Source organism: Flavobacterium sp. W22_SRS_FP1 (assembly GCF_052113685.1).
In the GTDB taxonomy this organism is placed as follows: Bacteria; Bacteroidota; Bacteroidia; order Flavobacteriales; family Flavobacteriaceae; genus Flavobacterium.
The window spans coordinates 25,786-35,848 of the sequence record NZ_JBGQOE010000031.1 but is presented as its reverse complement, the minus strand read 5'-3'; the positions used below and the strand labels follow the sequence as shown (position 1 = coordinate 35,848).

The following is a 10,063-nucleotide window of genomic DNA, read 5'->3' as shown; positions in this document are numbered from 1 at the left end:
ATTTTCGTTTTTCCATCGTACAAAATTATAGTTTTTGATTTATAATTGTGTCCGATTATTTAAGGGGTCAATACACTAATGATTTTAAGTTTTATTATAATCTTGATTACCTAATTCTAAAGGTTCTAGCATTCTTTTTTTTATACATTGACTACTTTTAAAAAAAAATCAGACAACAAATACCGAAGCTATAATTTCCTTTGTAAAGCTATATAGAAATTTTTCGCACAAAAATATATCCCATTATACTTGTGTATTTCGAATATTTTATTTACTTCTGTAGCGAAATAATGAAAGCATTGTATTCACATAGATCGAGGAAATTAATTTTTCGGTAATGTATTTTATGAATAAGTTATTTTATAAAAGATTATAGAGTAGAAATATTAATTCTAAATTTAATTTAATTATGGTGTTGTGGTTTGTCCTGCTAATAGTATCAATATATGTTTTGAACCGTTTAAAAAAATAATAATATGCCATTAATAGTAATCGTAATAATAATTTTTGCTTACATATACTACCATACGGAGAGGTAATGTAAATAAAAACAATAATGTATTGAAATAATAAAAACTTATATGTTAACTATTTTTACAAAAGTATGATATCAAAAGAATTGTTGCTTGGTTATGAAGCCACCTGCTATAGTATTATCAATCCTAAAATTGATATTTACCTTAAAAAAGAAAACACAGAATTAAACTCTTTTTTAAAAGAACATAATTTTACTTCTTGGTGCTTTATAACCGCTTGGAATCCATTTTCAAAAGCATTATCAATAGAAGAAAATAAGGTGTTAAACCTACTTCTTGAGGCAGATTTAAACAATTACCAAATTTTTCCTGCTGAAGGGAAAGATACTTTGGGTGATTGGCCGCCAGAAATCAGTTTTTTTGTTGGAGATATTTCACGTGAACAGGCAATTGTTTTAGGAAAAAAGTATGAACAAAATGCAATTGTTTTTGGAGTAGTTGGAGTATTGGCGGAGTTAATCATATTAGTTAATTAAATAAAATTCAATCTTACAATTAATCAAATAGCTAAATAGTAGTTTTTGGTATAATAATTTTTAAGTAGTAGTAAGTTTTTATAGTCATTGATAGAAGTTAAATCGTGGAAACAATCAAAAAAAAATACAGAAAAAAAATAACCAATGTAAATACTATTTTTTACATTAATCCTGAAGGTATAAAAATCACGGTTTTTTCACCATATGAATTAATTTTAAAGGAAATAATCTCTTTGGGAATTGATCCAATTGGTGCAACTATTTCTGAATTGCAAAATCAGGTAAGTCAAATTTGTATTCAGGATAGTATTGATTTGACTTATGGGGACAACCCAATCTACACGATAACAGAATTAACAAAAACAAAATTTTACACAAAGAATATTGTAATAATGCACTATTTCAAAGAACTGTCTTATTGGCTTTTTGATTACGATACCAATAAAATGCCTGCCAATATGAAATTTGATTTTGAATTAAACAGAAAACGAAATGCAAAATAATTTGAACACTACCGATTGGATTGTACAATAAGAAGCAATTTTTTATCAAATTTCCCTGATGATAATGATAGGATTTCAAGCTTTGGACTTGCTTGATGGATTTAAATATAAAACACCTTATATTGGCAGCTTTATATAATTATCATAAGGGAGTCAATTATTTTTATTATAACCATTCTGATTTGTCGGTAACACACCTGAATGAAACCTTACAGAATAAGTTTAATCTAATAAGTGAAAGTCTTGTAAATAATTCAATAGATATAACTTAGTTGATAAATTTTGAACGAAATGGTTGTTTGTATTTAACCGTAATTTAATTAGTATAAGTTTTGAATACTGTATTCAACAGAAAAAGAAAAACCAAAAATGAAAAAAATATCCTTTATAGTAGTGTTACTTTTTTTAACATTTTCCTTTGTAAATGCAAAACCAAAAACAATTTATATCCAACCGCTAGGAGATGTAAAACAAGAATATTTGGATTATATAAAAACGTCTGTTAAAAAATTCTATGGTTATGACTGTGTAATTAAGTCAAAACTAAATCTAATTACCGATGTTTTGGCTGGAAGTGGAACAAGATATGAAGCGGGTAAAATATTAAAAAAATACAATTCAAAAGAAAATGTCTTACTAATAACAGAAAAAGATATTACTCATAGAAAGAGTAATGATATTCCTGAATGGGGTGTATTTGGATTGGGATTTAGACCAGGAAAAACATGTGTTATTTCGACTTTCAGACTAAAAAAGAACGTGTCTAAAGCTAAGTTTTTAGAAAGATTGAATAAGGTTGCTCTCCATGAAATTGGGCATAATCTAGGATTAGATCATTGTACTAATGATAAAGAATGTATGATGACAAGTGCTAGTGGAACTATAAAACAAGTCGATAGAGAAAAAATTTGGTTTTGTTCTAAGTGTTGGAACCAAATTAGATAAAAGTATAAAGTTCAAAAACAGTTATTTAGATTTCACGACAAAGAATGATTATAATTAAACCCGAAGCTTTTATTTCTGACAAAGGCAAAAATGAGGAGAATGAAGATTACATTAAATATCTATCAAGGAAATTGTATTTAGTTTGTGATGGTGTTGGAGGTAATGGTAATGGACAGATAGCTTCAGAATTGCTAGCTGAATCTATTTACAACTTGTTATCTAAATCTCATAATTCAAGTGCTTTAATAGCAGTGAAAGAGGCTGAGAAATTATTACAAAATTATAAAAAGAAGTATCCTAATACGGAGCGTATGTCAAGTACTTTGGCTTTGGCTCAAATCATAGAAAATACTGTTTTAATTTCATGGGCCGGAGACAGTAGAGTTTATCAATTTAGAGACGGAAAAATTATATTTAAAACCAAAGATCATACTTTGGTTAATGAAGCTGTCAATAACGGTGTTTTGTCCGCTGTTGAGGCTTTATTTCATCCTGATGCTAATGAGTTGACTAAATCAATAAAAGGTACTCGAAAACCAGTAGAATTAGACCAAATTTTAATAGAAGATATAAGAGAAAACGACTATTTTCTTGTATGTACAGATGGTATAATTGAATCGTGGATTGATTCTGATTTGGAATCTTTGTTTTCTGAATTGAAATCTTCTAAATGTATTATTGATGAGCTCAATAAAAATTGCAAAATATTTTCAAATGATAATTACTCAGCAATAGTTTTTCAGCTTGGATGATTTATAAAAGAACAACAAATAAATCTTAAGATGATAGACAAAACAAATCGTAAACTGGACATGTATATATTTATCACTTTAAAAATATTTTAAAATGCCTTTAATTTTAATTATAGTATTTGCATATATTTACTCTAAAACATCAAGATAGAATGACAAAAATACTTTTTTGTTAAAAAACTAAATTAATTAAATGTTCATCATAATATCAAAATCAATTCATCCTTTATATTGACTTTAGATATTAGGTTTCCTTTTGAATCGGGTTGGATTTGATAAAAAGTTTTTCAGTTTAATTTGAAATTCAAAATATTTATTGCTATAATTCTTAATGGAATTTGTAGGGTATGGAGTATATAGAGAATATGATGCGTTAGTTTGATTATGAATCTAAATCAGTCTGTTTTTTGATAGTGATTTACACCTCAAAGCTATTTTGGTATATCAACAAAGTTTCCTTTCTTCTGAAAAGCATATTTTTATTTTGATAAGTGGGTTTCTGTAATAGAATCTTATCCTTAAATTCCAGTAATTTAAACTGTAAATCATCAAGGTTTACAGTTTCAACTTTTAGCTCATAGCTAGCGATAAATCCAATAGCTTTTTGTTCAACATAAATCCCGGGGCTATAATCATCTAGCATTGAAATACGATCTACTTCAAACATTGGAAATAAGAGTAATAAATCAGAAAAATAATGCTTTCTAATTTTCTTGCCATCTAGTAAAATTTCTATCTGGTTTTTAGGGGAATTTAGTAATCCAGTAATTTTTTTTCCAGGCAAATTTTCTAATGAAGGTATTTTTGGCAATCGGAGATTGTAATAAAAAAATGGATTCAACAATGCCTCTTTTAATGGAAGTTTCATTTTGGCTGCCACTTTCAAGCATTCAACTAAATCCTCCTCGCTGCACTCAAACTTTTTCAGTGTCCAACTTTCTCCATGAAGATTAATTTTGAGCGTTTGCATAGAAGGAAATTGTAGATGTTTGGTTTTTGATTTAATAACGCCATAAAATTATTCTTTAATTCTCCATAAATACTATTGATGATTGTAATTATTTGTGTAAATCTAAAATAGTTCTTTGGGCTAATGCTCGTGAGGTATATAAATCTTTGTTTCAGGATTTAACTTAATTGCATTAGTAAAATCACTTAATGAAAACTCATATTCCCCAAGCACCTAAAAAGGATATCTCTTTCTAGGTTGCAGTTGGATTGCTTTGTTATAATTGTCTAATTCTTTGTCGGGTTTTGACAAATAAAAATAACAAATCCCTCTTTGATAATGCGAATCAGCATATGTTAAATCTATTTCGAAGGCTGCTTCAAAAATAATGTATCGCTTGATCTGAAGTTTTAAATTAACATTGTTTTTATATTTATATTGAGTCCATTATTGCTTTTCTAATAGTTACCCAGCATACTACCTTTTTATTATAAATCCTATCCGATAATTTTAGAGGACAACTTTCGCTTTCATCGTCAATAAAGATTTCTTTATGAAGTGGATTAAAAGGCTTTGGCTTTATTTTATTTGTATTCCAACAGGTAATGGGTAAATTATGTATTTTAATGAACTCTATTGCTGCTTCCAAGGAACCATTTTCTAAATCAGCTCTATAAGTATTCAATATTAATTTAACCCCTAAGTCATGCAACTCCCATAGCATTTCTGAACAAAATTCATTTAAATTTCCAATTTCAGGATATCCATTTTCTTGAATTGTTCCATCAAAATCTATATAAATTATTTTATCTCTCATTTTAATACTGTAAATCTTTATATTCATCAGAATAAAGCAATTGATGCTTTTTTTGTGCACCATACCAAGTTTTTGGAAAAATAAATTTGTCTAGCCATACATCATCATAAGCTTGTTTCATTTGCTTAGCACAAATATCATAAGGTACTTTTCCCACCCCTGTCCCCAATCCGGATATGGTGACAGTATTTATTCTATGGTGGTTTTGTTTTAACAATAAGAAAATTGCTCTCGAGGCAAGATAAACATTGACCGAATCGTTTAGTATCATTGGGACCCTCATTGTGGGTGCTGAAATTAAAAATGGTACTGCTTCAAAATCTAATTCTAATAGAATTGCCTGACCAACTAAAAGTTCTCCGTTATGTTCTTCTTTTATTCGCATTTGGAGTCGTTCCTGAGCCTGGAATCCCAAAACTTCTATGATGATTAAGTCGAGCCCTGCGTTCATAAACCCAAAGCTATTAGCAGGAGAGATAATACAGTCAGTTGATTTCTCGAAAACATCTCCATGAAAAACACGTACATCTTTACATCCTTTAAATTGGAGTTCCCACGCTTCACACATTTGTTTATTATTGTCAATAAGTTGAATTATCATAATTTTATAGATTTCTAAATTGAGTTAAATAACTATCTATTTTCTTATATGTCAAATTATTATTCAACTTTTTATCTATTAAATACTTCATAAATTTTCTAAGTTCACTTTGATTATTTAAACAAATCCATTTAATCCCATTTAATTCGCTTGCCTCTTCGTAAGTTGAGCCATCAGTGTAATAATTTCTTAGTAGATAATTTTCATTTGTAGTCACATATGTAAAATAGGAATAGTCATTCCAATATCTATCAGCAACCTCTTTTAAAGTTAAGGGATTTTGTTCTTCTAATAATTGCTTCGCTGCAAATTTTCTTGGAGTAATGTGGTCTTTGACTTTATTTCCTCCTTCTAAAATATGATTAATCGCCTTCATGCTAATTCTGCCATTCCAGCATTTTTCAGGATGTGGTAAATAAAATAGAGAAGCACCAAGAGCATATTGAAAAAATGTTTGCTCTTCATCAGTTAAATTATTGTTATTATAGGCATTATGGATTGAAGAATATAAATGAAAGATGGCTCTAATTTTTGGGTGGATTTCATTTTCGTTATAATCTTCATCAAAATCATTTCGATTTATAATAACATTATTATCATTATTTTCCTGAGTAATGACCTTAACAATACTGTTAAATAAAAAGGCTCTTTCATTTTTGCTGTTTAATATTTTTTTATTGTTAACGCCAATAGTTGACCAAAGTGCTTTTTTAAAGTCATCAACTTTAAGACTTATTTTTATTTCTTCTAGGACTGCATTTTGATTTTCATATATACAATGAAAGATTAAGTTTTCATTAAAGTCAATTTTACAACAGCATTCATTTAACATTTCAGTACTTTTATTCATTGCTGATCTCCAGCTATGATTTAATTTCCATGTATTTTGATTTCCATGGCTATAATCAATTATTTTATGATTATCTCTTTCAAGTAATCCAGCATATATAGCCGTTCTCCAATCAATGGGGTGGTATTCAGTAGTTGATAATTTATCAAAAATCAACTCAGTTAATTTTGCAATTTGTGTTTTCGTTGGCATAGTTTATTTGATTATTTATTCCATTAAATTGTTTTTGTTTGTATTTTAATATTTATATATAATTTGATTTTAAATTTCTTACAACATCCCTTCGATTAAAAATTTTAATTAAAAAAGTAAATAATTACACTTTATTTAAATTTTAAATGCAAATTTATATATTTAATGTTTAATTTTTTAATAAATTTTTATTTATTTATTAAATTAATTATTTTTACATTTGCGGTACTGTATATAATAATACAATTATGCTTGAATTAAAGTTTTTAATTAGAAGAATAGAAATTTTGGTAAACATATAATTAAGTGAGAAATCATAAATAGGAAAGAAAATATGACGGTTGAAATAGGAACACAAGTTTGGATGAAAAAAAACATAAACACGACTATTTTTAATAATGGTGATTTCATTCCAAATGCTCAGTCAAGAGGAGAGTGGTATCATTCTATCCTTAATAAAAGTCCCGCGTTTTATTTTTCAGATGAATATGAAGGAGAAGTCCTTTATAATTATTATGCTATAACAGATTCTAGAGGTTTGTTAACCGAAGAGTTTAAAATACCGAATTCTGATGATATTAATGAATTGATAGATTATTTAGGTGGTAAGGAATTTGCTGGGTTAAAACTTAAGAGTATTGAAGAAAGTGATTTTCCTGAAATTGTTTATTTAGAAGAAGAAGAGCGATTAAGGAAAAATAAATACGGAAATTTATCAGGATTTACAGCAAAAGCTATTGGATTAAGAAGAAAAAATGGCTGGGTCACAAGCGGATTTAGTGCTTGTTTTTGGTTTATTGATAAAGCAGTGCCATCTTGTTTAAGATTAATCGAAGGAGTGGAAGTATCAATAATAGAGTGTAAATCAGAACTAATTGAATATGGCTTTTCAGTAAGAGCTCTGAAAAAATAATATATTAAAATTGAAATCTACTATAAAAATATTGCAATAACTACAAAGATAAAATTATCCATCCAAATTTATATGGATATATGAAAAATATAAAATTTATGAAAATAAATAAACAGAACTATGAATAAATTAATAGATAAATTAAATTCCAAAATCATAAAGTCAAGATTCACGGATTGTTTGGTGTATTTCGTTGATGATATTGACCAAATCACAGAACACGAGTTAGAGTGCATGGGTTATTTTGTTGTTTCTGACGGAATAACTATGATCGATTTTAAAGATAATTCAGAAGATGATATTTCAAATATGTATGGAATTATGAAACATGATAATATGCCTTGTAATTTAGGAGATTTCTATAGTGAAAATGGCTTCTTTGATAACAATTCTTCTGAAGAAAAATTACTTAAAACTCTAGATGTTTTTAAAAATAGATGAAGTTTTATTAAGTAATCAAAATCTAAAAACTATGCTATTCAACTTTTTATTTTCAAATTCAATGATTCCAGAAAATACAACTTCGATTATGACAGAAAGTGCAAGATTATTTGTAGAACAAATAATTGTGGAAAATGATACTCGTTTTATGAAAAACATTCTAGATTATTATCTATCAACTAGAGATTTAGATGAAAGCTTACAGATATGTTTATTGAATACAAATTCAAAAGACACTTTAGTTATAAGAGCTTTTCATTATTTCGAAATAATTCCACCAATTACTCAAAATCTTAATGATTTTTCACAGTCTCTAAAATCTTTTATTTTTAAAATGTTTACCATGAATCAGATTTTGACTTATAACAATTGTGATGCTTTGGAGTTTCTATCATCTATATAGTTTATTTTTAATATGATTGCACTAATTCTATGTTTTATTAATATTTTTAAGTATCAAACGATATATTTTTATTAAAAAATAAAAGTGTAAAAAATAACTTAAAAATTATTTTAAAACAAAATAATGATTATATTTGTCCAATAATTTAAATATACAAATAATGATTTTATGTTTTTTCTTATTTTCAGGATCTTCAGCCATGAATGATTTTTATATTTCTGATCTTTTCGAGGTCAAGCAGGGTAAGCAATTGCTAGATAAAGTAAAGCTAAATAATGCTAGTAAACTTGAAGATATTAATTTATATACTTCAAAAATTAAAGTGTTAACAATGAACGCTGTTAACTTCGATACTAAATCTATTGATGCAAGTTATCTTTTAGATTATAATTCATCAAGTTCAATTGGTTCAAATAGTATTTTAAACTCAAATAGCTATTTAATAAATAGAGTAGGTAAGAATCGCACAATATCTCTGCTTGATATTGAAGACTTTGATTTCAATAAAAATGAAATAATTGCGGGAAATGATTTTATATTCTTGCAACCCCGAAAAATTGTTTTAGATAATTTGCCTTTATTTCATGCATTATTAGATATTGCCTTGAAAGATTTAATTGATGAAAAGGCAGTAAATATGACTTCTAAGGTGCAGTATATTACAGTTAAAGAAATAGCAAACAAAAAAATATCTATCCCATCTGAAGGGTTTGATGAAATTAATAAACGTTTTTTGGAACTCTATGAACCTTATAAAAAATTATTTAAAAGCTTTAATGCCAGCAAAAAAAGGTTAAATGAATTTAAAAATGAATTTTTAAAAAATAAATTTTGAGTTATGTCAATAGAAACAAAATGCCCGAAATGCTCTTGGAAACCAACTTCGGAAAAATTATGGCAATGTTCCTGTCTTCAAATATTTAATACATTTGAGACAGGAGGAATTTGTACTAATACAAGATGTAAAAAAATATGGGAGGATACCTGTTGTCCAAAATGTTATAAATGGAGTAAGCACTTGGCCTGGTATTCAGGTCTTGATAAGTTATTAAAAGCCGAACTGGATAAAATAAGTAACACTATTCTAAAATAATTGTAAACATTAATAATATGACACTATTAGAATATTCAAAACAACAGTTTCTTATCGATTTAAATTCTTTACGAAAAACTAATTGTAATAATATTGCATCTGAATTAAGTCCTTACATTGATTCAAAAACCAGTTTTTTTGGAGGGTACAATTGGGAAAATTATGAAAATGATATAATGAAAGTAGCTCCTGAAAATAGAGATAAATTTTGTGTTTGTCTTTTTACAATGAGCTCATCTGATCAACATGCTCATGCTAGGTTTCCAAATCTACTAGCTGTTTGGTTACGCTATTTTAAATATCCAAAATTTGGATATTGTGGTCTTGGACCGCATTTTGAAAAAGTAAATTATTTGCTTGATGTGCCAGCGGCTCATGGGATTAATTTTGATCCAATCAGTCAAGAACAAATAGACGAGTTTTTAACGTCACAATTCACTGCTGGGCGTTTAGTTTTAGGAGACGAATTGAATTTTTTCTTTCAGACAATGGTACAAGATTCTGATTTTTCTTCTGATACTGAAATTTTTAGAAAAATAAAAAAGGGAATAGTTGTTATTTTGAACTAGTAAATTGATTGCTGATTATTAAT

General features: G+C 27.4%; 14 protein-coding genes. 9 read left to right on the top strand and 5 right to left on the bottom strand.

Going from position 1 to position 10,063, the window contains the following annotated elements; genetic code table 11:
- Window positions 1-604: 604 nt before the first annotated feature.
- The 4 genes from ACEN2H_RS13820 to ACEN2H_RS13805 all read left to right on the top strand — a co-directional run bounded on the left by ACEN2H_RS13820 (window position 605) and on the right by ACEN2H_RS13805 (window position 3,212).
- Window positions 605-1,012: a DUF3293 domain-containing protein gene (locus ACEN2H_RS13820; protein WP_441733330.1), complete on the top strand. Its 408-nt coding sequence runs from the start codon at window positions 605-607 to the stop codon at window positions 1,010-1,012.
- Between the two features lie 104 nt (window positions 1,013-1,116).
- The gene (locus tag ACEN2H_RS13815; protein WP_441733328.1) at window positions 1,117-1,515 is read left to right on the top strand and encodes a hypothetical protein; all 399 of its coding nucleotides are present in this window, start codon (window positions 1,117-1,119) and stop codon (window positions 1,513-1,515) included.
- A gap of 369 nt (window positions 1,516-1,884) precedes the next feature.
- Window positions 1,885-2,460, top strand: coding sequence for a matrixin family metalloprotease (locus ACEN2H_RS13810; RefSeq protein ID WP_441733326.1), 576 nt, complete (start codon window positions 1,885-1,887; stop codon window positions 2,458-2,460).
- Between the two features lie 44 nt (window positions 2,461-2,504).
- Window positions 2,505-3,212, top strand: coding sequence for a PP2C family protein-serine/threonine phosphatase (locus ACEN2H_RS13805; protein WP_441733324.1), 708 nt, complete (start codon window positions 2,505-2,507; stop codon window positions 3,210-3,212).
- Between the two features lie 418 nt (window positions 3,213-3,630).
- Here the strand turns inward: ACEN2H_RS13805 and ACEN2H_RS13800 are convergent, their stop codons facing one another.
- The 5 genes from ACEN2H_RS13800 to ACEN2H_RS13780 all read right to left on the bottom strand — a co-directional run bounded on the left by ACEN2H_RS13800 (window position 3,631) and on the right by ACEN2H_RS13780 (window position 6,621).
- The gene (locus ACEN2H_RS13800; protein ID WP_441733322.1) at window positions 3,631-4,182 is read right to left on the bottom strand and encodes a hypothetical protein; all 552 of its coding nucleotides are present in this window, start codon (window positions 4,180-4,182) and stop codon (window positions 3,631-3,633) included.
- Between the two features lie 213 nt (window positions 4,183-4,395).
- Entirely contained in the window at window positions 4,396-4,527 is a 132-nt protein-coding gene (locus ACEN2H_RS13795) for a tetratricopeptide repeat protein (protein WP_441733332.1), read from the bottom strand.
- 67 nt (window positions 4,528-4,594) lie between these two features.
- Entirely contained in the window at window positions 4,595-4,978 is a 384-nt protein-coding gene (locus tag ACEN2H_RS13790; RefSeq protein WP_441733320.1) for a hypothetical protein, read from the bottom strand.
- 1 nt (window position 4,979) lies between these two features.
- Window positions 4,980-5,579, bottom strand: a complete 600-nt coding sequence (locus ACEN2H_RS13785) for a macro domain-containing protein (protein ID WP_441733319.1) — start codon at window positions 5,577-5,579, stop codon at window positions 4,980-4,982.
- Between the two features lie 4 nt (window positions 5,580-5,583).
- Window positions 5,584-6,621 carry a hypothetical protein gene (locus ACEN2H_RS13780; RefSeq protein ID WP_441733318.1) on the bottom strand — a complete coding sequence of 346 codons (1,038 nt, stop codon included), beginning with the start codon at window positions 6,619-6,621 and terminating at the stop codon, window positions 5,584-5,586.
- A 334-nt stretch (window positions 6,622-6,955) separates the two neighbouring features.
- On the opposite strand from ACEN2H_RS13780, the gene ACEN2H_RS13775 reads away from it, so the two are divergent.
- The 5 genes from ACEN2H_RS13775 (at window position 6,956) to ACEN2H_RS13755 (ending at window position 10,040) form a co-directional block, all read left to right on the top strand.
- Window positions 6,956-7,534, top strand: a complete 579-nt coding sequence (locus ACEN2H_RS13775) for an FISUMP domain-containing protein (protein ID WP_441733316.1) — start codon at window positions 6,956-6,958, stop codon at window positions 7,532-7,534.
- A gap of 120 nt (window positions 7,535-7,654) precedes the next feature.
- Window positions 7,655-7,975, top strand: coding sequence for a hypothetical protein (locus tag ACEN2H_RS13770; protein WP_441733314.1), 321 nt, complete (start codon window positions 7,655-7,657; stop codon window positions 7,973-7,975).
- 31 nt (window positions 7,976-8,006) lie between these two features.
- Entirely contained in the window at window positions 8,007-8,378 is a 372-nt protein-coding gene (locus tag ACEN2H_RS13765; protein ID WP_441733312.1) for a hypothetical protein, read from the top strand.
- Window positions 8,379-8,538: 160 nt separating this feature from the next.
- Window positions 8,539-9,213 (top strand): hypothetical protein, encoded by a 675-nt coding sequence (locus ACEN2H_RS13760; protein WP_441733310.1) that lies wholly within the window; start codon window positions 8,539-8,541, stop codon window positions 9,211-9,213.
- Window positions 9,214-9,488: 275 nt separating this feature from the next.
- Window positions 9,489-10,040, top strand: a complete 552-nt coding sequence (locus tag ACEN2H_RS13755) for a hypothetical protein (protein WP_441733308.1) — start codon at window positions 9,489-9,491, stop codon at window positions 10,038-10,040.
- Window positions 10,041-10,063: the final 23 nt, after the last annotated feature.

Coding starts and splice junctions, on each gene's coding strand:
- ACEN2H_RS13820 (WP_441733330.1), top strand. CDS start 605: ATGATATCAAAAGAATTGTTGCTTGGTTATGAAGCCACCTGCTATAGT.
- ACEN2H_RS13810 (WP_441733326.1), top strand. CDS start 1,885: ATGAAAAAAATATCCTTTATAGTAGTGTTACTTTTTTTAACATTTTCC.
- ACEN2H_RS13805 (WP_441733324.1), top strand. CDS start 2,505: ATGATTATAATTAAACCCGAAGCTTTTATTTCTGACAAAGGCAAAAAT.
- ACEN2H_RS13800 (WP_441733322.1), bottom strand. CDS start 4,182: ATGCAAACGCTCAAAATTAATCTTCATGGAGAAAGTTGGACACTGAAA.
- ACEN2H_RS13790 (WP_441733320.1), bottom strand. CDS start 4,978: ATGAGAGATAAAATAATTTATATAGATTTTGATGGAACAATTCAAGAA.
- ACEN2H_RS13785 (WP_441733319.1), bottom strand. CDS start 5,579: ATGATAATTCAACTTATTGACAATAATAAACAAATGTGTGAAGCGTGG.
- ACEN2H_RS13780 (WP_441733318.1), bottom strand. CDS start 6,621: ATGCCAACGAAAACACAAATTGCAAAATTAACTGAGTTGATTTTTGAT.
- ACEN2H_RS13775 (WP_441733316.1), top strand. CDS start 6,956: ATGACGGTTGAAATAGGAACACAAGTTTGGATGAAAAAAAACATAAAC.
- ACEN2H_RS13770 (WP_441733314.1), top strand. CDS start 7,655: ATGAATAAATTAATAGATAAATTAAATTCCAAAATCATAAAGTCAAGA.
- ACEN2H_RS13765 (WP_441733312.1), top strand. CDS start 8,007: ATGCTATTCAACTTTTTATTTTCAAATTCAATGATTCCAGAAAATACA.
- ACEN2H_RS13760 (WP_441733310.1), top strand. CDS start 8,539: ATGATTTTATGTTTTTTCTTATTTTCAGGATCTTCAGCCATGAATGAT.
- ACEN2H_RS13755 (WP_441733308.1), top strand. CDS start 9,489: ATGACACTATTAGAATATTCAAAACAACAGTTTCTTATCGATTTAAAT.